Source organism: Mycolicibacterium stellerae, from assembly GCF_003719305.1.
GTDB lineage: Bacteria > Actinomycetota > Actinomycetes > Mycobacteriales > Mycobacteriaceae > Mycobacterium > Mycobacterium stellerae.
This window is the reverse complement of the sequence record NZ_RARC01000018.1, coordinates 71,620-94,658: the sequence shown is the minus strand read 5'-3', so window position 1 is coordinate 94,658 and position 23,039 is coordinate 71,620. Positions and strand designations below refer to the sequence as shown.

The 23,039-nt window shown below is 66.0% G+C and carries 20 protein-coding genes; 8 read left to right on the top strand and 12 right to left on the bottom strand.

Going from position 1 to position 23,039, the window contains the following annotated elements; translation table 11 throughout:
• Positions 1 to 2: 2 nt before the first annotated feature.
• Genes D6M19_RS21100 through D6M19_RS21090 form a run of 3 tightly spaced genes read left to right on the top strand, consistent with a single transcriptional unit; the run spans position 3 to position 2,054 of the window.
• Positions 3 to 698 (top strand): SRPBCC family protein, encoded by a 696-nt coding sequence (locus D6M19_RS21100; protein ID WP_123027214.1) that lies wholly within the window; start codon positions 3 to 5, stop codon positions 696 to 698.
• Entirely contained in the window at positions 695 to 1,591 is an 897-nt protein-coding gene (locus tag D6M19_RS21095; protein WP_123027213.1) for an FAD binding domain-containing protein, read from the top strand. Before D6M19_RS21100 ends, D6M19_RS21095 begins: the two co-directional genes overlap by 4 nt.
• A complete protein-coding gene (locus D6M19_RS21090; protein ID WP_123027212.1) occupies positions 1,584 to 2,054 on the top strand; it encodes a (2Fe-2S)-binding protein in 471 nt (156 codons plus the stop codon). The genes D6M19_RS21095 and D6M19_RS21090 overlap by 8 nt, the downstream gene beginning before the upstream one ends.
• A 1-nt stretch (position 2,055) precedes the next feature.
• Here the strand turns inward: D6M19_RS21090 and D6M19_RS21085 are convergent, their stop codons facing one another.
• The 11 genes from D6M19_RS21085 to D6M19_RS21035 form a co-directional block, all read right to left on the bottom strand.
• Positions 2,056 to 3,486, bottom strand: coding sequence for an aldehyde dehydrogenase family protein (locus tag D6M19_RS21085; RefSeq protein ID WP_123027211.1), 1,431 nt, complete (start codon positions 3,484 to 3,486; stop codon positions 2,056 to 2,058).
• A gap of 37 nt (positions 3,487 to 3,523) precedes the next feature.
• Positions 3,524 to 5,230, bottom strand: a complete 1,707-nt coding sequence (locus tag D6M19_RS21080) for a thiamine pyrophosphate-binding protein (RefSeq protein ID WP_123027210.1) — start codon at positions 5,228 to 5,230, stop codon at positions 3,524 to 3,526.
• A 14-nt stretch (positions 5,231 to 5,244) separates the two neighbouring features.
• Positions 5,245 to 6,201: an acyl-CoA dehydrogenase family protein gene (locus D6M19_RS21075; RefSeq protein WP_123027209.1), complete on the bottom strand. Its 957-nt coding sequence runs from the start codon at positions 6,199 to 6,201 to the stop codon at positions 5,245 to 5,247.
• The gene (locus tag D6M19_RS21070) at positions 6,201 to 7,382 is read right to left on the bottom strand and encodes an acyl-CoA dehydrogenase family protein (RefSeq protein WP_234834964.1); all 1,182 of its coding nucleotides are present in this window, start codon (positions 7,380 to 7,382) and stop codon (positions 6,201 to 6,203) included. The genes D6M19_RS21075 and D6M19_RS21070 overlap by 1 nt, the downstream gene beginning before the upstream one ends.
• Positions 7,383 to 7,489: 107 nt before the next feature.
• Entirely contained in the window at positions 7,490 to 8,407 is a 918-nt protein-coding gene (locus D6M19_RS21065; RefSeq protein WP_123027208.1) for an acyl-CoA dehydrogenase family protein, read from the bottom strand.
• Positions 8,404 to 9,543 carry an acyl-CoA dehydrogenase family protein gene (locus D6M19_RS21060; RefSeq protein ID WP_123027207.1) on the bottom strand — a complete coding sequence of 380 codons (1,140 nt, stop codon included), beginning with the start codon at positions 9,541 to 9,543 and terminating at the stop codon, positions 8,404 to 8,406. Before D6M19_RS21060 ends, D6M19_RS21065 begins: the two co-directional genes overlap by 4 nt.
• Position 9,544: 1 nt before the next feature.
• Complete coding sequence (locus D6M19_RS21055) at positions 9,545 to 10,705, bottom strand: CaiB/BaiF CoA transferase family protein (RefSeq protein ID WP_123027206.1); 1,161 nt, start codon at positions 10,703 to 10,705, stop codon at positions 9,545 to 9,547.
• Positions 10,698 to 11,621 (bottom strand): SDR family NAD(P)-dependent oxidoreductase, encoded by a 924-nt coding sequence (locus tag D6M19_RS21050; protein WP_123027205.1) that lies wholly within the window; start codon positions 11,619 to 11,621, stop codon positions 10,698 to 10,700. The genes D6M19_RS21055 and D6M19_RS21050 overlap by 8 nt, the downstream gene beginning before the upstream one ends.
• Entirely contained in the window at positions 11,614 to 13,470 is a 1,857-nt protein-coding gene (locus tag D6M19_RS21045; RefSeq protein WP_206428585.1) for a flavin-containing monooxygenase, read from the bottom strand. The genes D6M19_RS21050 and D6M19_RS21045 overlap by 8 nt, the downstream gene beginning before the upstream one ends.
• A gap of 15 nt (positions 13,471 to 13,485) precedes the next feature.
• Positions 13,486 to 14,847, bottom strand: coding sequence for an aromatic ring-hydroxylating oxygenase subunit alpha (locus D6M19_RS21040; protein WP_123027204.1), 1,362 nt, complete (start codon positions 14,845 to 14,847; stop codon positions 13,486 to 13,488).
• On the bottom strand, positions 14,847 to 15,692 hold the full coding sequence (locus D6M19_RS21035) for an SDR family NAD(P)-dependent oxidoreductase (protein WP_123027203.1): 846 nt from the start codon (positions 15,690 to 15,692) through the stop codon (positions 14,847 to 14,849). The genes D6M19_RS21040 and D6M19_RS21035 overlap by 1 nt, the downstream gene beginning before the upstream one ends.
• Positions 15,693 to 15,832: 140 nt before the next feature.
• Between D6M19_RS21035 and D6M19_RS21030 the strand changes: the two genes are divergently transcribed.
• Genes D6M19_RS21030 through D6M19_RS21010 form a run of 5 tightly spaced genes read left to right on the top strand, consistent with a single transcriptional unit; the run spans position 15,833 to position 21,955 of the window.
• Positions 15,833 to 17,434, top strand: a complete 1,602-nt coding sequence (locus tag D6M19_RS21030) for an SMP-30/gluconolactonase/LRE family protein (RefSeq protein ID WP_123027202.1) — start codon at positions 15,833 to 15,835, stop codon at positions 17,432 to 17,434.
• A 13-nt stretch (positions 17,435 to 17,447) separates the two neighbouring features.
• Positions 17,448 to 18,182 carry a GntR family transcriptional regulator gene (locus D6M19_RS21025; RefSeq protein WP_123027201.1) on the top strand — a complete coding sequence of 245 codons (735 nt, stop codon included), beginning with the start codon at positions 17,448 to 17,450 and terminating at the stop codon, positions 18,180 to 18,182.
• A gap of 4 nt (positions 18,183 to 18,186) precedes the next feature.
• A complete protein-coding gene (locus D6M19_RS21020; protein WP_123027200.1) occupies positions 18,187 to 19,716 on the top strand; it encodes an AMP-binding protein in 1,530 nt (509 codons plus the stop codon).
• Positions 19,717 to 19,718: 2 nt separating this feature from the next.
• Positions 19,719 to 20,492, top strand: coding sequence for an SDR family NAD(P)-dependent oxidoreductase (locus tag D6M19_RS21015; protein ID WP_123027199.1), 774 nt, complete (start codon positions 19,719 to 19,721; stop codon positions 20,490 to 20,492).
• The gene (locus D6M19_RS21010) at positions 20,489 to 21,955 is read left to right on the top strand and encodes an acyl-CoA synthetase (protein WP_123027198.1); all 1,467 of its coding nucleotides are present in this window, start codon (positions 20,489 to 20,491) and stop codon (positions 21,953 to 21,955) included. Before D6M19_RS21015 ends, D6M19_RS21010 begins: the two co-directional genes overlap by 4 nt.
• 1 nt (position 21,956) lies before the next feature.
• Here the strand turns inward: D6M19_RS21010 and D6M19_RS21005 are convergent, their stop codons facing one another.
• Positions 21,957 to 22,931 (bottom strand): esterase family protein, encoded by a 975-nt coding sequence (locus tag D6M19_RS21005; protein ID WP_123027197.1) that lies wholly within the window; start codon positions 22,929 to 22,931, stop codon positions 21,957 to 21,959.
• Positions 22,932 to 23,039 lie beyond the last annotated feature (108 nt).

The following is a 23,039-nucleotide window of genomic DNA, read 5'->3' as shown; positions in this document are numbered from 1 at the left end:
AGGTGGAGCTGAACAACGAATTCCGGGTCGCGGTGCCCGCCGCCAGGACGTGGCAGGTACTCACGGATGTCGAGCGGGTGGCGCCGTGTATCCCCGGCGCCCAACTCCTTTCGGTTGACGGCGACGACTTCACCGGTGCGGTGAAGGTGAAGGTCGGCCCGATCACGGTGTCCTACAAGGGCGATGCGTCGTTTCAGGAGAAGGACCAGACGGCCCAGCGGGTGGTCATCAAGGCGAGCGGCAAGGAAACCAGGGGCAGCGGCAACGCCACGGCGCTAGTCACCGCGCAGCTGAAGGACGAGGGCGACGCCACCACCGTTTCCATCACCACCGACCTCACCATCTCAGGCAAGGCCGCCCAGTTCGGGCGTGGTGTGCTTGCCGACGTCTCGACGAACCTGATCGGCCAGTTCGCCAGGAACCTCGAGGCCGATCTGCTCGGCGGCGCGGCACCGGCGGGTACTGCATCGTCGACGGCTGCCGCGGCGGTCGCGACAGCCGCACCCGATGGCGGCGACTCGGTCGATCTACTGAAAGTCGTTGCGGTGCCGATGGCCAAGCGATACGCGCCAGCGATCGCCGCGGTCGCCGCGGGCATGGCGGTCGGCTTCCTGCTGGGCAGACGCAAGCGTGCCCATCCCGCCGCCGACCTTGCCGACGAACTGCAGGCCGCCCTGGCCCGGCTGCTGAGTTCATGAAAGCGGCCGCCTTCGCGTACCACCGCCCCGACACCGTCTCCGAGGCGGTGCAGATGCTCGGCGAGTTCGGCGACGACGCGAAGATCCTCGCGGGCGGCCAGAGCCTGGTGCCGATGCTCGCCATGCGGCTGACGTACTTCGAGAACCTGATCGACATATCCCGGATCGATGAGCTGAAAAACATCGAGCGGCACGACGACGAACTCGTGGTCGCTGCCGGGACGCCACACTCGCTGGTCGGTATGGACGACGAGGTGGCCGAATCGGTTCCGCTGCTGACGTTGTCGACGCCCTACATCGGGCACTTCCAGATCCGGACGAGGGGCACCCTGGGCGGGGCGATCGCGCACGCCGATCCCGCTGCGGAGTACGCCGCGGTGGCGCTCGCGCTCGACGCGACGATGGAGGCGACGTCATCGCGGGGCCGGCGGCACATTCCGGCCGCCGAGTTCTTCACCGGCCTGTGGGAGACGTCATTGGCCCCCGACGAGGTCCTTACCGCCGTTCGGTTCCCGGTGTGGGGCGGACGGTCGGGCTTCGCGGTCGAGGAATTTGCCAGGCGGCATGGCGATTTCGCGATCGCAGGTGCGACGGTCGCCGTACAGCTCGACGGCGACGACCGGGTGGCGCGATGCGGTATCGGGCTGCTCGGGCTTGGTTCGACGCCGCTTCGGGGCACGGCCGCCGAGGTCGCCGTCGTCGGCCAGGCTGCCCATGCCGCCACCGCCGAGGAAGTCGGCAGGCTGGCGATGAGCGGCCTGTCCGACATTCCCGCCGATCTTCAAGGCTCGGCCGACTACCGGTCGCGCGTCGGCGCCGCGATGGTGACACGGGCATGGGCCGCGGCTATCCGGCAGGCGCAGACATCTGAAGCGGAGGCGATCCATGCATGAGGTCCCGGTCGGGCTGACCGCCAACGGACGCGCGCACCGGCATGTGGTCGAGCCCCGCATGACGCTCGCAGACTTCCTACGCGAGAAGTGCGGCCTCACCGGCACGCACCTTGGCTGCGAGCACGGCGCGTGCGGCGCGTGCACAGTGCTGCTCGACGGTCAGGCGGTGCGGGCGTGCCTGATCTTCGCCGTTCAGGTGGACGGCCAAGAGGTCACCACCGTCGAGGGCATCGCAGGCGAGGACGGCGAGCTGTCACCCGTGCAATCCGCTCTGCGCGAGTGCCACGGGCTGCAATGCGGTTTCTGCACACCGGGTTTCGTCACGTCGATCACCGCGCTGCTGCGCGATAACCCGCAGCCCACCGACGAAGAGATCCGCGAGGGCCTTTCCGGCAACTTCTGCCGGTGCACCGGGTATGCGGGCATCGTCAACGCGGTGCACCGCGCCGCGCAGGCGACGTGAGTCAGGCGTTCTCGGGCGCGTAACCCAGCGTGCCCTTGATCTCCAGGTACTCCTCGAACCCGAACTCGCTCCACTCGCGTCCGTTTCCGCTTCGCTTGTAGCCGCCGAACGGAGTGTTCAGGTCGAAGGCGTGGTTGATCGCGACCTGGCCGGCCCGGATCCGACGCGCCAGTGTGCGGGCGGCGTCGATGTCGGCGGCCGAAACATAGCCCGCCAGACCGTATTCCGTGTCATTGGCGATGTCGACAGCCTGGTCGAGATCGTCGTAGGGCAGGATGCACAGCACAGGGCCGAAGATTTCCTCGCGGGCGATCGTCATGTCGTTGTCGACATCCGAGAACACGGTCGGCTTCACGTAGTATCCGGTGTCGAGCCCGTCCGGCCGTCCCGGTCCGCCCGCCGCCACCGTCGCGCCCTCCTCGATTCCCTTCTGGATCAGGCCCTGCACCTTGTCGAACTGAACCTTTGACGCGACGGGACCGATCGCCCGCTTGTTCTCGGTATCGCCCACCGCGACCGCTTCGGCCACACCGCGGGCGATCTCAGCCGCCTCCGCGATGCGGTCTCGTGGAACGAGCATGCGCGACGGCGCATTACAGCTCTGGCCGGAGTTGACCATCATGGTTGACACGCCTGCCGTGACGCTTTCGGCGAACTTCTCGTCGTCGATGACGATGTTGGGGCTCTTGCCGCCGAGCTCCTGGGTAACCCGCTTGACGGTGGCGGCCGCGTTCTTGGCGACGTCGACGCCTGCGCGAGTCGAGCCGGTGAAGGACACCAGGTCAATGTCGGGGTGGCTGGAGATCGCCGCTCCCACACCGGGACCGTCGCCGAACACCATGTTGTAGACGCCCGCGGGCACCCCCGCCGAGTCCATCACCTCGGTGAAGATCTGGCCCGAGTATGGGGCCACCTCCGAGGGCTTCAGCACCATGGTGCAGCCGGTGGCCAGCGCCGGGAACACCTTGCAGGCAATCTGGTTGATGGGCCAGTTCCACGGCGTGATCAGGCCGCAGACGCCGATCGGCTCCTTGAGGATCAGCGTCGACCCGCGCTGCTCCTCGAACGAGAAGTTCTTCAAAGCGTCGATCGCGCCCATCAGGTGCCCGAGCCCCAGCATCACCTGGGGACCTGCCGCGAGTGACGGCGGCGCGCCCATCTCCTCGTGCACCGCGTCGGCGAGATCACCGGACCGCTTCTGGTACTCCGCGGCGATCGCCGCCAGCAAGTCCAGCCGCTCCTCGCGGGTGCTGACCGACCACGTCGCGAACGCCTTGCGCGCGGCCTTGACCGCCTTGTCGACGTCGGCCGCGGTACCGATCGCGATCTTGCCCGACACCTGCTCGGTGGTCGGGTTGTCCACGTCAAGCGTCTTGGCCTCGCTCGGGTCAACCCACTGGCCGTCGATGTAGAACTTCAGATATTCGCGCATGGTCTCACCTCTCTATATTCGCGGTTCGACCGCGGTCTCACTGGGTTCCTTCTGCATACCACGTCCGGAATTCGTCGTACTTCGGCATCTCCTCGGAGTTCGCCTTCGGGTCGATGCACACATGCACGACGGCGGTCTTGCCGCTGGCGAAGGCTCGCTCGATGGCCGGTCCCATCTCGTCTTCCTTCTCCACGTACTCGCCGTGGCAGCCGAAGCCCTCGGCGATCTTGTCGAAGCGCACGTCCTTGCTCCAGTGCACACCCGGCTGCGGTGAGGGCTGGGCGAACGTGCGCTTGTAGACGCCGACCTCGAGCCCCCACTGGTGATCGACCCCGACCACGCAGACCAGCGGCAGGTTCTCCCGCGCCGCCGTCTCGAGTTCGGCGATGTGGAACAGGAACGCCGAGTCACTGGTCAGCAGCATCACCGGACGTTTACGGCCCTCGGCGACCGAGGCGCCGACGGCGTAGGGCAACCCGGTGCCGAGGTGGCCGAAGTTCTGGTTCCAGATCACGTCGCGGGGTTTGGCCTGCGAGTAGGTCCAACCGAAGATGACCGTGGCGCCACCGTCGCGCACCATGATGCCGTCTTGCGGAAAGGCCTTGGTGGCCTCGACGATGAAACGGGCCGGGTGGACCGGCGTCCTGCCCGTCGGCGCGTTTTCCGCCAACTGCGCGAGCTCCTCGGCATCCTGGATGATCCACCGGTCCAGGTCGGCGGACGGTTGCCTCGGCGTCTCCCGCAGCGCTTCCACCAGCTGCGGCACCACGCCTCGGAGGTCACCTACGAGCGGGACGTCGATCGGCCGGTTCACGCCGATCGCGACCGGATCCTGTTCGACCAGCACCCATTTGCGATTCGCGTCGTTGGCCGCCCAGTGCCTGGTCCTGCCGTAATGGCTGGGCTCCCCCAGCTCCGTCCCGAGCGCCACACACAGGTCCGAGGCCACCACCGCTTCGACAGCGGCAGGCGAGAATCCGTAGGCGAAGGTGCGCTCCTCGAGGCCAGGGATGAACGACGTGCCGCCCGAGGTCTGGATCACCGGACAGTTCATCAGATCGGCGAGTTCCTTGACCGAGGGCCCGGTACGGGAGGTGTGCACGCCGTGACCGACCAGCAGGACCGGACTCTTCGCGTCCTGGATCAACTTCACGGCCTCGGCGACCTCGCGAGCTCCAGCGCCCTGACCAACCAGTCGATACCGGCTGGGCGGCAACGGATCCGACACGTCAAGCTCTTCAAGAATCACGTGCGACGGGAACTCGATATAGGACGGGCCCGGCGTGCCGGACATGGCGCGACGTATCGCCTCGCGGACGATCTCGTCGGTTTGGTCGGGATACTCGATCGAGCTGCTGTATTTCACGGAAGGCGTGAAAAGGCCCTCCTGCGCTACGAATTGGATACGCCCGCGGCGTACCCGGCGCTCGGTGATGCGGGCCCGCTGGCCGCCAAGGAAGATCACCGGCGAGTTCTCGACGAGCGCGCACATCATCGCGCCGGAGATGTTGGCCACGCCTGGGCCAAGCGTGCCGATGCATAGCCCGGGCTTGCCCGTCATACGCGACGCGGCCTCCGCCATGAACCCCGCGCTCAGCTCGTGGTGCGGCGCGACCACCGACCAGCCCCGCGCGTCGGCTTCGGCGAACATGTGCACGAAGTTCGGGTCGGGAATGCCGAACAGCGTGTTGACTCCCTCGGCCTCGAAGAGGTCGAGGATGCGTTTGTAGACCGGGATGCCCATGACGAAACTCCTTGTTATCGATAACGTTTGGCTAGTTCACGGCGGTGAGCTGCAGGTGACCCGAACAGCGAACGGTTGAGGGCGGCGCGCTTCAGATAGACGTGGATGCCGCTCTCCCACGTGTAACCGATGCCGCCGTGCAGCTGCATGGCCTTGCCTGCGAGGTCGACTGCCGAGCCGCAGGCGTAGGACTTGGCCATCGCGACGCAGGCCCCGGCGTCCGGTCGGCCCTCCGCGACGGCCTCGACCGCCGCGCCCACGAGCTGACGTGCCACCGCGAGCGTGACCGCCATGTCGGCACACGCGTGCTTCACCGCCTGGAACGACCCGATCGGACGATCGAACTGGTGGCGCACCTTTGCGTACCCCACGGTCGCGGAAAGCATTGCCTCGGATAGGCCGAGGCTGTCGCAGGCGATCGCGACAGCGGCACGCTGAAGGAGTCGCGCATGCGCGTCGGTCGGGCTTCCGTCAAACTGCATCACGTCGCCCGCACCGGGCGTCGCCGACACCGTCGCCAGCCGGCGGGTTTCATCGAGTACCGGTCGCGGTGTCACCGTCGCAGCTGCGCAGACGACGCCGTCGTCGGTGACCAGCAGAACCCGGTCGGCGCCCTCGGCGTCGGGGACGAAGTCCGACGATTCGACCGCAACGGCCAGCCGGATGGCACCCGACGCCACATCGGCGAGAAGCCGGTCACGGGTGTCGCTGGGCTGCAACGCATTCAAGGTGCTGACTGCGAGCACCGCGCTGCCGAGGTAGCTGCTTGCGCTGGCGGCGCGGCCCATCTCCTCGCAGATCACGGCGACCTCGGCGAACGTGGCTCCCGCCCCGCCTAACTCGTCGGGCACTTCAAGGCCGACCCAGCCCGCGTCGACAAGTGCCTGCCATTCGACCGCGCGATCCTTGGCGAGAAGGTCACCCGCAACGGATCGGAGCTCGGCGTGAAACTCCTCGAATTCGGGTGCCATCAGACCGCACTCGGCTCTCGCGGCAGCCCAAGACCACGCTCGGCGATGATCGTCCTTTGAATCTCGCTCGATCCACCCGGGATCGTCCACTCCCATGAGCCGATGAAATCCAGCATCCACGAGCCGGATTCCCAGCCGCTGGATGCCGACTTCACGAGTTCGGTGTGTGCAGGCAGGCCGGCGATCTCGGCGCCGAAATTCGTCATCCGTTGCAACAGTTCGCTGTAGTACAGCTTGACGATGGACGCATCGGCGGGTCCCGTGGTGCCTGCCTCGGCGTTCTCCACGAGCCGCCTGCACAGCCCGCGCAACCCGGTGATCTCGGTCTCGAACTGCGCAAGTCGGTCGGCGACGACGGGGTCGTCGATGGGACACAACTTGACAAGCCAGCGGAAGCCCGCATTGCCGAGGCGCTCGGCGAGTTCCAGCATCGTCATGCCGCGCTCGGCGCCAAGGGTCGCCTGGGCCACCTGCCATCCGGCGTTCTCCGCGCCGACCAGGTTGGCGGCCGGAATTCGGACGTCGTTGAGGAAGATCTCGCAGAAGTGCGAATCGCCGATCGCGTTGCGGATGGGCCGCACCTCGACGCCGGCCGTGGTCATGTCCAGAAGGAAGTACGAAATGCCCTTTCGCTTGGGCGCTTCCGGGTCGGTGCGCGCCAGCAGCAGGCACCAGTCCGCGTGCTTGCCTCCGCTGGCCCACAGCTTCTGGCCGTTGACGATGTATCCGTCACCGTCCTTGCGTGCCGTTGTCCGCAGGCCGGCAAGGTCGGAGCCCGCCTCCGGTTCGGAGAACCCCTGCACCCAGATCTCGCCGTCGAGGATTGCGGGCAGATGTCTGGCGCGCTGCTCGTCGGTGCCCGCGACGAGCAGTGTCGATGCGGCGTGGTGGATGCCGACGAACGCCAGCACCAGCCGAGGCGCGTCGTGGGCCGCCAGCTCGGAGTACAACACGATCTGCTCGGCGACCGGCAGTCCACCGCCCCACTCCGAAGGCCAGTGCGGCACCGCGTAGCCCGCGGCGTGCAGCTCGGCGAACCACGCCTTCTGGAACCGCGCGAATTCCTCGTCGCTCACCCCGGTCTGGGTCGCACGCCAGTCCGGTGGGATGTGCTCCTCACACCAGGAACGGACGTCGGCGCGGAACCGGTCGAGATCGGTGCTGTCTGCCTCGATTCCCACTCGTCCCCTGCCCTGCGGGCGTGGGCCCACCGGTCCTCGCTCGTTCCTCGTCCCCTGCCCTGCGGGCGTGGGCCCAGCGATCCTCACTCGCGCTCGTCTTCGGGCCGTCACGCGTACAACCCCCTGAGACCACCTCTGCCCGCTCGGCGGGTCAGCTCGTCGCGGGTGGCCGACAGTCCCAGCGGTAACCGCCGCAGCGGCTGGCTGTGGCGGGAAAGCCAGGACAGCGTGGTCTCGTCGCAGAATCCGACCGCGCCGTGCAGTTGATGGCACACCCGGAAGACCACGTCCGCCGCCTCGATGGCCGACATCCGTAGCGCAAGAGCATCGACGAGGGCTTCCGGCTTGGATGAACCGGCGCTCCACAAGGCGTATTTGGCGAGGATCTCCAGCCCGCTGCGTTCCACTTCGGCGTCGGTGAGCTGGAACTGGACCCCCTGGAAGGCCGACAATGTCTGCCCGAACTGCTTACGCAGGCTGACGTGGGCGATGGTCAGCTCGAGGGCACGGTCGAGCATGCCGAGCAACGTCCAGCACGGCAGCACGAGTCCGAGTGCCACGTCACCCGCCCCTTCGGAGTCTGTCTCCGTGAGCTCCAGCGTGGTGACGAACGCGGGGCCGGTGACGCCGTGGCCGACGACCGTGCTTCGCGCACCGTCCAATGTCACCGTCGTCCAACGTGTCTCGACTCCGCCGACGGCACCTGCGGGTCGGTTCGGCGCCACCACGATGAGGCCGTCGGTGTCGAGATCCACGGGCCGGGCAAGGCGTTCGGCGACCGGATACGGCAGCGCCCAGTAGCCGGCGCTGCGGCACAGCGCGGCGGCGGCTTCAAGACCGTCGGAGTCGGTGCGGGCATCCAGCTCCCATGCGCCGAGTTCGTTCAGCACCGGGCCAGCAAGCACCTCCCTGGTGTCGGGCTTGGCCTCGGCCTGCTGGACGAGCTGGTCGCCGCCCGCTGCCTCGAACGCCCGAAGCGCTTGGCGCCCGTATTCTTTGGCGTCCTCGCCGAGATCGAGGATCATTTGGCCGCCGCCAGCAGGGCACGGGACAGCAGGATGCGTTGCATCTCGATGCTGCCGGACGACACCGTCGAGGCCTGCGAATACCGCCAGTGGTCCTCCACCTCGCCAAGGAACCATTCACCGCGCGGGCCGTCGGGGGGCACTTCGGCGGCGATGTCCATCAGCACCTCGGCGCTGTCCTGATCCAGCTTCGTCACCGCGATCCGGTATGCGGCGGCGTCCCCGGGTTCGACTCGCCCGGTGCTCTGCAGCGACACAACGCGGTACGCCAACAGGCGGGCGCGGCGGCAGTGGGTCAGCATCCGCACCCAACGGCCCCGCAACTCGGCGGGCAGGTCCTCCCAACGGTCGCCGAGAACAGTCGGTGCCGCCGCAAGCAGCCGTTCACACCGCGCATACCTGGCGATGCCGACGCGCTCGAAAGACGTCACTTCACCGACGATGGACCAGCCGAGGTCGACCTCGCCGAGCACGTCGTCCCTGGTCACCCGAAGTTCGTCGAAGAACACCTCGTTGAGGTGATGGGGGCCAAGCATGGTCCGGATCGGTCTGACCTGGATCGCCGGATCGTCCATCGGGACAAGGAAAATCGTTAGCCCCTGTTGCTTCTTCTCGCCTCTGTGGGTTCGTGCGAGCAGGAAGCACCACTGCGCCATCGTGGCGTAGGAGGTCCAGATCTTCTGGCCGCTGACCAACCAGCCGTCGCCATCGGGTCGCGCGGTGGTACGCAGCGATGCGAGATCGGAACCCGCCTCCGGCTCGGAAAACCCCTGACACCAGATCACCTCGCCGCGCGCGATCGGCGGCAGGTGCTTGCGCTGCTGCTCCTCGGTGCCGTGCCGCATGATGATCGGGCCGACCCAGTTGACGCCCATGTACTGGGCGCCGCGTGGCTCGTGATGGGCCCACATCTCTTCGCGCACGACCGTCTGCTCCCACGCCGTCGCCCCGCCGCCGCCGAACTCCTCCGGCCATGACAAGCACAGCAGGTTGCGTTCCGCCAGCGTCCGGCAGAACTGCTGGGCCGTCTCGAGATCGGCCGGGTCGTCGGTGAAGGCACCCAGAAAGTTTTCCGGTACTTCACTTTTCACCAACTCACGCAGCTCGTGTCGGAGTTCTGTGGCCTTGGGCCCCATTTCAAAATCCACAGACGCCCCTTTCCAGTCCGAGCTCCTTGAGCACCTCTGCGGTGTCGGCGCCAAGTTCGCGAGTCGGGCCCGCGATCCGGCCCGGTGTCCGCGAGAACCAGGTCGGCACACCGGGCATCCGCACGGGTCCGTATTGCGTGTCCACCGTTTCGAACAATCCCACGGCGTTCAGGTGCGGATGGTCGAACAGCGCGTCGGGTGTGTTCAACGGCGCCGCGGGGATTTCCAGCTCACGGAACAACGCCATCCACTCATCTGTCGTGCGCTCCAGCATCGTCTGGGCCACCAGGCCGTACACCGTGTCGATGTCGTTCGCACGCAGTTCGAGGGTCGCGTACAACTCCGTGGCCCACGCCGGCCGCACGGCGCCCACGAACGCGTTCCAGTGCTTGTCGTTATAGATCAGCGCCGCGATGTGACCGTCCTTGGTGCGATACGGTCGTCGGTTCGGCGCCACCGTGCGCGGATAGATCGCTGGCCCGAGCGGCGGGTCGAACATGGCGCCGTTGGCGTGTTCGACGAGCATGAACGACGCCATAGTCTCGAACATGGCGACCTCGACCTCTTGGCCCTCACCGGTTCGCTCGCGGTGGAACAACGCCATCGTGGTGGCGTAGAGGGCGGTCAGGCCTGCGACCTTGTCGGCGATGATGGTGCCGACGAAGTTGGCTTCGCCGGTCAGTTGCTCCTGGACGGCGGGCAACCCGCATTCGGCTTGGATGGTGTCGTCGTAGGCGGGCAGGTCGCGGTTGGGACCGTGCCTGCCGTACCCGTAACAGTTCGTATAGACGATCGAAGGATTGATGGCGGCGACGTCGTCGTAGCCGAAGCCAAGCTTGACGATCGCCTTTGACCGCATCGAGTGGATGAACACGTCGGCGGTTCGGATCAGCGCCTGCAGCGCGGCTTTTCCGTCCTCGGCGCGCAGGTCCAGCACGATGGCCCGCTTGCCTCGGTTCACGTTCATGTAGACCCCGCTCATCCCTGGCGCGGGGCCGACCGATATGTAGCGGGTGTTGTCCCCTTCGGGTGGTTCGACCTTGATGACGTCGGCGCCCATGTCGGCCATGATCTGAGTGCAGTACGGGCCCATCACCATCGCGGTGAGATCGACGACCCGCACGCCTGCCAGCGGACCTCGACTAGCCATGGACCGCTCCTTGTGCCGCCATGGCGAAGCTGTACCGAATGTGGTCGCCGTGACCGTCGGGCACGACGGGGAAGACAACGGGATCCGACGCATCACAAATCGCCGAGATGTGTTCACCTATGTCGGCAACGGACCACGACGGCCGGTACACGCCGGGCGTTTCCGCGACGACCGCCCTGGCCACCCGCCCGGCAAGCGCGATGAGAATCTCGCCTGTGATGGAACAGCTTTCGTGTGCCAGCCACCCCACGACCGGTGCCACGAGTTCGGGGCCCATCGGCGGGTACGCCGACGTGTCGATGCCTTCTGCCATTCTGGTGACCGCCGCAGGCACGATGACGTTGCTCTTGACACCGTTTGCGGCACCTTCGATCGCGGCCACATTGGACAGACCCAGGATCCCCGCCTTGGCGGCCGCGTAGTTCGCCACATCGTGGTTTCCGTAAAGGCCGCCGATCGATGAGGTCAACACGATGCGCCCATAGCCCGCGTCACACATGACCGGAAACGCGGGCCGGACAACGTGAAACGCACCCCGCAGATGAACATCGAGGACCGCCTCGAAATCCTCGTACGACATCTCTTTCAGCGGAGCCCGCCGAACGACGCCCGCGTTGTGCACGAGGATGTCGAGACGTCCATAACGGTCGATGGCCGTCTCGACGATCGCCTTGCCGCCCTCCGGCGAGGCCACCGACTCGGTGCTGACAACCGCATCGCCACCCGCGGAGGTGATCTCGTCGACGATGTCGCGTGCGGGTCCGCCGTCGGCGCCTTCACCGGCCAGGCTTCCGCCGGGGTCGTTGACGACGACCTTCGCCCCACGAGACGCCAGCAGAAGGGCGTAGGTGCGGCCCAGCCCGCGGCCGCCTCCGGTGACGACGGCTACTCGCCCGTCGAATCTCGAGTCAGTCATTCATGTTCTTCAGCTCGAGTCCGTCGAGGTCGCCCTTGTCGCGCCACTGCCGTAACAGGTCGTCGAAAACGTAGAAGCCCGCCATGAAGTAATCACCGAGGAACGACCTGACTCCTTCGCCGAAACCGCTGCCCTCGTTGTTGTAATAGCCGGGGGTGCAGGAAAGATCGAACGCAGAGGTGTCGATCGCGAGCTCTCGGATGGTGTTCAGCCAGGCGTCCTGGGCCTCCCGGCTCGGCTCGACGGTGGTGGCCTTCCGCTTCACCGCCTCGGCGATGACGTAGGCGATGTGTTCGGCCTGCTGTTCGAACATCGCCGTGGTGTTGGCCGAGACACCACCCTGGATGAACCCGGTGTGGAACTGGTTCGGGAAGCCGCGGCTGGTCATCCCGTGCAGTGTCTTATAACCATCCCGCCAGTGGTCGAAGAGCGAGAGTCCGTCTCGGCCTTCGATGGCGTCGATCGCGTACCGCCGGCTGATCTCCGTCGAGATCTCGAAGCCGCTTGCGAAGATCACGCAATCCACTTCGTACTCGACGCCGTTGGCTACGATGCCCATCTCGGTGAGCCTGTCCACCCCCTTGGACTCCGCCACGTCGACCAGCGTGACGTTCGGTCGGTTGAATGTCGGCAGGTATTCGTCGTTGCTGCACGGCCGCTTGCACATGAAGCGGTAGTACGGTTTGAGCGCTTCAGCCGTTTCCGGGTCCTCGACGAGGTCCGCGACCCGGCGCCGAAGGCGCTCCATGACCTTGTAGTCCTCCTCCTCCCGGATGGCCATCACCTGTTCGATCGTCAGCGATGCCGGATCCGGGCTGGCGGCGATTCTCGCCGTCGTGTTGCGGCCCAACTCGGTCCAGAAGTCACACACCTGATCGGCGGCATCGAAGACCACACCCTCGAACGGGGACCAGCGATGGAAGTTGCGCTTGCGCTCCTCCTGCCACCCGGGCTGCAAAGATGCCGCCCACTGCGGATCCGTCGGCTCGTTGCCTCGCATGTCCACCGAGGACGGGGTCCGTTGAAAAACGTAGAGGTGCTTGGCGTCCCGGCCCAGATGCGGCACCAGCTGCACGCCCGTCGCGCCGGTTCCCACCAGTGCGACGTTCTTGTCCGCCAGCTTGTGCAGTCCACCGGTGGCGTCTCCGCCGGTGTAGTCGTAATCCCAACGCGCCGAGTGAAAGACGTGTCCTTTGAAGTCGGCGATCCCCGGGATGCCGGGCAGCTTGGGTCGGTTGTACGAACCCTGCGTCATGACGACGAAGCGGGCCCTGATGTCGTCGCCGCGGTTGGTGGCCAACCGCCATCGCTTGATTTCCTCGTCCCAACGCATCGTGGTTACCTGGGTGGAGAAGATCGCACCGTCGTAGAGTCCGAAATGCTTGCCGATCCGCCTGCAGTGCTCGAAGATCTCGGCACCGTCGGCGTACTTCTTCGACGGTATGAAGTCGAGCTCTTCGAGCATCGGGATATAGCAATAGGCGTCGTTGTCGCACTGAATCCCCGGAAAGCGATTCCAGTACCAGACACCGCCGAAGTCGCCTGCCATCTCGATGACGTGCACGTCGTCGACGCCGGCCTTCTTGAGGTAGGCACCCGCCAGCAGGCCTGCGATGCCCCCGCCCAACACAGCCACCTCGATGTCTTCGTTGATCGGGGCGCGAGGTGTCACCGGCGTGTGCGGATCGACCTCTGCGAACTCCGCGAAATCGTCTTTGAGTTCCAGGTACTGCTCTGATCCCTCCGGGCGTAGCCGCTTGTTCCGCTCCTGCGAGTATTTCTCCCGCAAGGCGTCGATATCGACGTCATCCGGCGTCTGCGTCGGACCGCAGGTGTCGAACATGGTCATCTGTCGGTGTTCTCCTCAGAGCTCTCGTGGTTCGCCGGTGCCCATGTACTTCGCCAGCTGTGTGTGCAGGTTGACGGTGCTGCGTTCCCGATACGGGTTGGGCAGGGTGCCGGGGAAGCCGAGCGATTTCATGCCCTGCTGCACCGCGGCCATGTTCGAGAAGTCCTGGGGCAGCACCGACCGCCAGTTCGGTGAGTCCTTTGGCGTGTACTCCCACTCCGTATGCGGCTCCTCCCCTTTCGGGTAGAGCTCCAACACCGCTACCTCGAAGATGCACTTGTCGGGGTGATAGCTTGGGTCGGGCCGCGCCGCGTAGCACAGCGCGCTCGTCAGCCCCTGCCCGACTTGGAAATTGGGGAAGATCTGCCACGCGGTCCCGCTCTGCCCGAGAATATCGGGCGGGATCGTCGGCCAGACGACGCCACGGGCTTCGTCGTCTCGGCGCGCCGAGGCAAGCCAGTGCGCGAGCACCTCGTCGGCGGGAGTGCCCTCCGGAAGTTCGTCGACGAGCCGCTTGGCGGCGTTCACCAATGTCTGGGTGGTGGTCGCGTTGGTCTCTTCCATTGTGTAGACCTGCATCTCGGCGGTCGAGATGCGGGGGTCACCGGTGCCGAGCCGGATCTTGGATTTTGTCTCGTCCATGCCTTTTGGCGCGTCGTAGCCGATGTTGCTGTGCCTGCCCTGGGCTTTAGCCCAGCCCTTGAACTCACCGAACTTGTTGAACTCGGGATGGGTGGTGAACACGTGGTAAGTCTCGTTGAAGGCCTCCATCGCGACTTTCCAATTGCAGTCGAAATGGAGCCACTTGCGCCACTTGTAGCGCATGTTCTCCAACCCGAAGGGGTCGAGGATCTTGGCGGCCGGGAACAGGTAGTCGGCCAGCGGCTCACAGTCGGGGTCCATGTTGATGAACAGCCAGCCGCCCCAGGTGTCGACCTGAACGGCCGCGAGGTGGGTATTGCGCGCCGTGAGCTTGCCTGCCCAGTCGTCCTGCTCGCGAATGTGGGTGCAGGTGCCGTCGAGTCCGTATGTCCAGCCGTGGAATCCGCAGACGAACGACTTTCTGGCGCGACCGCGGGCATTCTTCGCGCCGTCGGGAGTGTCGACCAGCCGGCGCCCACGATGCATGCAGACGTTGTGGTGGGCCGTGAACTCGTCGGGTCCGGTGCGGACGACGATGATGGAGTCGTCGAGGATGTCGTAGGTGAGGTAGCTGCCGATCTCCGGGATCTCTTCGACCCGGCCGATCTGTTGCCACACCTTGCGCCACAGCTTGTCCCGCTCGGCGCGCGCATAGTCCTCCGAGACGTACGCCTGCACCCCGATCGTCATCGGCTCCGAAAGTTCTTCAGCGGCAGAGGTTTCGATATCCGTCATCACATCTCCTTGATCGCCGCCCTGAAGGACTCGTCCTTCAGAAACAGTGACGTGTTGTCCGCCCCGAGGTGTGTCCATTTCAGGTCAAGGCCGCCGTCCACCAGCAATGTCTGACCGGTGATGTAGCTCGACAGGTCCGACAACAGGAAAAGGACGGCGCCCGCCTGCTCCTCCGGTGTTCCGCGTCGTCCCATAGCGATCGCCTGATGATCCCGATCGGGGTCGTCACCGGTATAGGTGAGAGAAGCAGCCGTCGCCGTCACGCCTGGCGCAACCGCGTTGACGCGGATGTTGTGCCGTGCCAGTTCAACAGCCATCGTCCTGGTCATCGCGACGATCGCAGCCTTGGCTGTGCCGTAGGCGATGTGAAACGGTGCGGTGTTCATCCCGCTGATCGAGGAGATCGAGACGATCGAGCCGGCACTCTGGTTGCGCCTGATCTCGTTCGCCACCGCCTGGCTCATGAAGAACGCCGTTTCCAGGTTCGCGGCGAAAAGTGCGCGCCAGTCTTCCCTGCTCACCCGGGTCGACGGCATCCACGTCGCGGGCTCGGCGCCGCCTGCGACGTTCACCAGCCCGTAGAGATCACCTTGGGTGCCACGGACCCGGTCGAGAACCGCCGCGATGCCTTCGTCGGTGGATGCGTCCGCCGCCACGGGAATGACCGAGAGGCCCTGCGTGCCCAGCGGCGCAACGTGTTCGTCCAGGTTCTCCTTGGACCGGCTGACCGCGACGACCGTGGCGCCCGCCTCGGCGACCATCCGGGTCACCGTCGTGCCGATTCCACCACCGCCGGCACCAGATACCACCACGATGCGGCCGTCGAGCTCCAGCAGGTTAGTCATGGCACTAATTGTCCGGACAACATACGATCCTCTGCATATTGAAGAACACTATTCCGCAGCCACAATCCGGACGTCAAGGGCTGGTGTGGTCTTCCGAAGGCTATTGTCTGGACTATTCAGGCTTGATAACGTCCGAGGCCATGAGCACGTCGCGCAACGACGCCCGCTACGCCGCACCCGCCCCGATCGCCGCCGACGGATGGCAGCTGAAACGCCTGACGGCACCGAGCCGGCTGTTCGGCGCCAACGGGCTGCGCACCGGTCCGGACGGTCGCGTCTATATCGCGCAGGTGACCGGCAGCCAGATCAGCGCGCTGGATGTGGGCAGCGGCAGGCTCGAGACCATCAGCGCCAAGGGCGGCGACATCATCGCGCCCGACGACGTGGCCTTCGATCAGGACGGCACCCTCTACGCCACCGAGGTGATGGACGGCCGGGTGAGCGCGCTGCGCCGAGACGGCCGCAGCCGTGTCCTGCGCGATGACCTACCGTGCGCGAACGGCATCACCGTGCACCAGGGGCGGCTGTTCATCAACGAATGCCGCGACGGTGGGCGGCTGATGGAACTCGACAGGGCCACCGGCGCTCAGCGGATTCTTCTGGAAAACCTGCCGTCCCCCAACGCGATGGAGGTCGGGCCCGACGGGCTGCTGTACTACCCGCTGATGACGGCCAACGAGATCTGGCGGGTAGATCCCGAGGGCGGTGAGCCGCAGCGCGTTGCCTGCGACCTCGGTGTGCCCGACGCGGTGAAGTTCGACTCGGACGGCTACATCGTGTCCAGTCAGGTCGCCAGCGGCCAGGTGCTTCGCATCGACCCGCGCAGCGGCGAGCGGACCCTGCTGGCCCAGCTGGCGCCCGGCCTGGACAACCTTGCCCTTGCCGATGGCAGGTTGTTCGTCTCGAACTTCACCGGCGAGATCACCGAGATACTCAGCGGCGGCGAAACCAGCGCCGTATTGCCCGGCGGGCTGAACTGGCCGATGGATCTCACCGTCGGCGGCGACGGCCGGCTGTACGTCGCCGACGGCACGTACTTCTATGTGGTGACACCCGACGGTTCATTGCAGACGGTGGGGATGTTGTTCTCGCCGGGCTATCCGGGCTTCCTGCGCGGCCTGGCACCAGCCGGTGACGGTGAGTTCGTCGTCACCACCTCCGGCGGCCAAGTCGCTCGATACCGGCCCGCATCGAACGAGACCGACTATCTGGCAGCCGACTTCGATCAGCTCTACGGGGTCGCGATCGGACCGGGTGGGGTGATCGTGTTCGCCGAACTCGGCACCGGCCGGGTTCACGCGCTGCAGTCGGGCAATCTCGAAACTCTGGCATCGGGCCTGCACGATCCCGTCGGTGTCACCTTCGATCACGACGGGCGGGCGCTGGTCGCCGAATCAGGCGCCGGTCGCATCGTGATGCTGACCGGCTCCGGCTACGACGTCGTGGTGGACGGCCTGGCGCAACCGCAGGGCATTCTGGTGCGGGACGGTCAGCTTTACGTTGTCGATGCAGGCGCCAAGGAGGTCGTCTTGTTCGACCTGAACACAAAGGCCCGCACCACGATCGCGTCCGGTCTGCCGGTCGGCCCCCCGCCCGGCGTCGAGCCAAAGCCGCTCAAGGGGATGCCGCCGTTCTCCGGGCCGCAGGGCCCGTTCGCCGGCATCGCGATGGGAGCCGATGGCGCTCTGTATGTTTCGGCCGACGCCGACGGCAGCGTGCTGGCGCTGCGTCGCAGTGCCTGACGGGTTGATGGGAATGACCGAGACATCCCCTGCTGATCACCGCTACATTCAGGTCGCACGTGCCCTGCGTAAGGACATTGTCGACGGCGTGTACCCGGTTGGCTCACAACTGCCGACCGAACACGAACTGTGCGAACGCTTCTCGGTCAGCCGCTACACCGTACGGGAGGCGCTGCGCAGGTTACGCGAGGACAACCTGGTGTCGTCGCGCCCTCGAACAGGCACGCTCGTCGTGCCGCGGTCGACGTCGGATGCCTACGACGTGATGTCGATCAACGATCTGGTGGCCTTCGCGACCGAGGCCCGATTCGCGATCGAATCCATGAACATGGTTCGGCTCGACGATGACGTTGCCGCCCGCACCGGACTCGGCAGCGGCGAAGAGTGGTTGACCGTCCGCGGTTTCAGGCAGTCCGACGCCGTCGAATTCCCGCTCTGCCGAACCGAGTACTACATCAACAGGGCGTTCGCCGCGGTCGGCAGGCTCCTGCAGCGCCATACCGGACCAATCTTCCCGCTGATCGAGGACCTGTTCGGCGTGAGCATCGTCGAGGTGGACCAGGAGATCGCCGCCGTGCTGATCTCGTCCGCTCTCGCCGACGGCCTCAAAACCGAGCCCGGTTCACCCGCGTTGGAGGTGCAGCGCACCTACAAGACGTCCGACGGCGAGGTCGCGCAGGTCACCGTCAACACCCACCCCGCGTCGCGGTTCCGCCACTCGATGACCATGCGGCGGGTCAGAGGCTGATGACATGCCCACTCTGGCCGATTCGCTAGTCGAAGCCGCACGGCTCACACCGAAACGCGTGGTGCTGGTCGACGGCGATATCCACCTCGACTGTGAAACGCTGCACGCGCAGGCCCGCGCCTTGGCGAAGGCACTGCTGTCACGGATGCCGACCGGCAGCGTGGTGTCCTTCATGTTGCCGAACTGGCATGAGGCCGCTGTCGTCTACCTGGCGGCGACGATGGCGGGAATCGCGGTCAATCCCATACTGCCCTCGCTCCGCGACCGCGAACTGTCCTTCATCCTCGACGACGTCGACAGCCGAATGGTCTTTGTGCCGAGCGAGTTCCGCCAGCACGACTATCGCGCGATGGTGGCCCGGGTGACCGCCGAGCTGGACTGCCCGCCCGAGGTCGTCGTCGTTCGCGGCGACGCTGGTGATCACACCGCGTACAGCGCGCTGTTCGAGCAGACGCAGAACACAACCGAGATCCCTTCGCTTGACTCCGCCGCCGTGCGGATGATCCTGTATACCTCGGGTACCACGGGCCGCCCGAAAGGTGTTCTGCACAGCCATGACTCGATCCACGCGCTGATCTGCCAGCTCCGTGACCACTGGCTGATCGACCCCGGCGACAAGTTCCTGGTGCCATCGCCGATCGCACATATCGGCGGATCCATCTACGCATTCGAGTGCCCCGTTCTCCTGGGCACCACGGCCGTGCTGATGGACCGTTGGGATCCAGACGAAGCGGTGGCGATCATGGCTTCGCAGCGCTGCACCCACATGGCGGGCGCGACGCCGTTCCTGGAAGGCCTGCTCGCAGCGGCCGAGCGCGCCGATACCCGGCTGCCCGACCTGAAGGTGTTCATCTGCGGTGGCGCCTCAGTGTCGCCGCCGCTGATTCGCCGGGCCGCAGCGTATTTCGATCACGCCGTCGTGACACGGGTGTACGGCTCTACGGAGGTGCCCGTCACGACGGTCGGCTCGCCGACCGATCCGGACTACGCGGCCGACACGGACGGGCGACCCGGAATTGCGACCATCAAGCTGGTCGCCAATGACGCCGCCCCGCCGGGGTCCGGCGAGATTCATGCCCGCGGTCCTCAGATGTTGGTCGGCTATCGCAACCCCGACGACGAGCGCGACGCATTCGACGACGAAGGATATTTCCGCACCGGCGACCTCGCGCAATGGGTGGACGACGACTACCTGGTGGTGACCGGCAGGGCCAAAGACATCATCATCCGGAGCGGCGAGAACATCGCGCCGAAGGAAATCGAGGACATCCTCGCCGGGCATCCGGACATCGTCGAGATCTCCATCGTGGGACTACCCGACGCGAGGACCGGAGAGCGTGCGTGCGCCGTCATCGTGCCCAAGGCCTCCCCCGGCCCCGGCGTTGACAGCCTGCGCGACTTTCTCGCCGACTACGGCGTCGCGAAGTTCAAAGTTCCTGAACAAGTAGTCATCTGGGACAGCCTGCCCAAGAACGACGCGGGCAAGGTACTGAAGCATCAGATCCGGGCGACCCTGACGAAAGTGGATGAATGAGTATGCCAGTAGCGATCGTGACCGGCGCGAGCAGCGGCATCGGCTTCGCGTGTGCGACCAAACTCGCGGAGATGGGTATGGCCGTCGTCGGCACGGGCCGCGACGTTGACAGGCTCGCTGACTTGGAGAAGGCGATCGGCGACGCCGAGCGGGTGGCGACCATAGCCGTCGACCTGACCGCCGACGACGCGCCCGCCCGCATAGTGGACCTTGCCGTGCAGCGTTGGGGGCGCATCGATTTCCTCGTCAACAACGCGGGGGTCGGCAGTCCCAAGCCGCTGCATGAGACCGACGACGAGTCCCTGGACTACTTCCTCGGCCTGATGTTGCGTGCGCCGTTCCGGCTGGCGCGGGACGTGATACCGCATATGCGGCCGGGTTCGGCGATCGTCAACATCACCTCGACCTTTGCGGTGGTCGGCGGTCTGCGTGGCGGCGCCTATTCGGCGGCAAAGGGCGGTCTGACATCGCTGACCCTGCACATCGCCTGCCAATACGGCCCCCAGGGAATCCGCTGCAACGCAGTCGCGCCGGGCGTCACGCTGACGCCAATGGTCGCCCAGCGGCTGGAGGACGACCGGTTCAAGAAGATCAACACGGAGATGACGCCGTACCCGCGGCTGGGCGAAGTGAACGACATCGCGAGCACGGTGGCGTTCCTGTGCTCCGACGGTGCCGGTTTCATCAACGGCCAGACGATCGTCGTCGACGGTGGCTGGAGCTCCACGAAGTACCTGTCCGACTTCGCGCTGAACTCGGACTGGGTGGCGCGTTGAACCTTTTCACCCTGCTCGATCAGGCCGCCGCTCGGTTCGGCGACCGCGGCGCGGTGTATCGCGGTGAGCAGCAACTGCTTACGTGGGCCCAGCTCCGGGACCGGTCATTGCGACTGGCGGGTTCGCTACGGGGGCTCGGCCCCGGGGCGCGCGTCGCGGTCGCCAGCGAGAACAGTCCCGAGATCATCGAGTTGATGTTCGGCGTGTGGGCGACGGAGTGCGTGTATCTGCCGATCAATTACAAGTTGCATCCGCGGGAAATGCAGCAGATCCTCGACGATGCAGGTGCCGCACTGCTTTTCGCCTCGCCGAAGATTGCGGCCGACCTGGCGCCGGTGACCGACACACCCCTCGAGGTGATCGGCGCGCAGCCCTACGGGTCGAGGTTGGCCGCCGAACCGGCGGAACCGCCCTCAACCGATCCCGCCGAGCTGGCGTGGCTCTTCTACACCAGCGGAACCACCGGACGGTCCAAGGGCGCGATGTTGTCGCATCGCAACCTGATGGCGATGACCGTCGCGCATCTCGCGGATTTCGATTCACCGGACGAGAACTGCAGCCTGGTACACGGTGCACCGATGTCGCACGGATCGGGCCTCTACATTCCGCCTTATGTGTTGCGCGGGGCGCGGCAGGTGATACCGGCGTCGGCCGCCTTCGAGCCCGAGGAGTTCCTCGATCTCTGCGATCGTCATCCTGGCTGCAGCGCCTTCCTTGCTCCGACGATGGTGCAACGGCTTGTGCAAACCGGCAGGCCATGTCCCCGCAACCTGCGCACGGTGGTCTATGGCGGCGGCCCGATGTACGTGGACAGCCTGAAAAAGGCGATGGCGGCGTTCGGCCCGATCTTCGTCCAGCTCTACGGCCAGGGCGAGGCGCCAATGACGATCACCGGACTGCGCCGAAGCGACCACATGGGCGCCGACGACACCATCCTCGGATCCGTCGGTCACGCCCGATCCGGCGTCGACGTCGCGGTGCTGCGCGACGACGGCCGCCGGGCCGCCATCGGCGAGATCGGCGAGATCGTCTGCCGAGGCGACGTCGTGATGGCGGGCTACTGGAGAAACCCCGAGGCCACCGCCGCCACTCTGCAGAACGGCTGGCTGCACACCGGAGACATGGGCTCGTTCGACGAGCGCGGTTACCTCACGCTGCGCGACCGGTCGAAGGACGTGGTGATCAGCGGCGGCAGCAATATCTATCCGCGCGAAGTGGAAGAGGCGCTGCTCGAACACCCCGGCGTGGTGGAGGCCGGCGTGGTCGGCGCGAAGGACGAGGAATGGGGTGAGGTCGTTGTCGCCTACATCGTCGGCGACGTGGAGCCTGCCGAGCTGGATGTGCACCTGCTCGAACGTATCGCGCGCTTCAAGCGCCCCAAACGGTACGAGTTCATCGACGAACTGCCGAAGAACAGTTACGGCAAGGTCCTGAAACGCTCACTGCGGGAACGGTTGTCGTAGATCATCCAGCGGGTGTGACACCCAGCACCCGCTGGATGTCCGGCTTCATCTGCTGTAGCTGTTGGCCTGAATAACCCCAGGCGTGAATACCGTCGGGGAAATTGAACACGCCGTTGTTTCCGCCCGCGGCGATGTAGGCGTCGACGAAGGCGTGGTTGGAGTCGATCGCCATTCCCTCCAGGAAGCCGAGGCCGCCGATGGGCGCGTCCGGGCTGGCCAAAGCGGGATCGGTCGGTCTGCCGCTGCCGCAGTAGATCCACAATCGCGTGCCGTTTGCCGCCAGCCTGCCTGCCTGGACGGTGGGATCGTTGCGGGCCCATGCCGGGTCACCCGGCGGACCCCACATCGCCTCGCGGCTGAAGCCGCCGTTCCACATCATCGCGATGCCGACCTGGCCAGGGTCTGCCGAGAGATTCAGGAAGCCCGACATGGATCCGGCGTAGATGAATAGCTGAGGGTGGAAGGCGGCCAGGATCAGCGCCGAGGAACCGCCCATCGAGAACCCCACGACCGCGTTTCCCGTCTGCGGCACGCCCCTGTTGGTCGCGAGCCAGGCAGGCAATTCCTGCGTCAGGAACGTCTCCCACTTGTAGGTGTACGTTCCGCCGTTCCCGGCCGCAGGCGCATACCAGTTGCTGTAAAAGCTCGACTTCCCGCCGACCGGCATGACGACCGATATCCCGGAGTCCTTATACCAGTCGAACGCGGGGGTGTTGATATCCCACCCGTTGAAGTCGTCGCCGGCTTCCATGCTGTCCAGCAGGTACAACGCGGGTGCGCCCTCGCCGCCGCCGAGGAACTCGACGCGCACGTCGCGGCCCATCGCCGTCGACGGGACGGTGAGCTGTTCGACGGGCACACTCGAGAACGCCGCCGCTGGTTGCGGCCCCCAGACGCCGGCCAGCAGTGCGGCGCCCAGCGCCGCGAGACTCAACCGGCGGAGCAAACCGCCGGACCAATTTTCGACGAAGGCCATCGCTGCCTCCCTTGGCCACGCCCCCGGCCTAGGCCGAAGATTACGACGGTTCGCCGCGGATTTTTGCGGATTCGCCAGGTAGGCGGCGGGGGCCCGGAAACTTTGCGC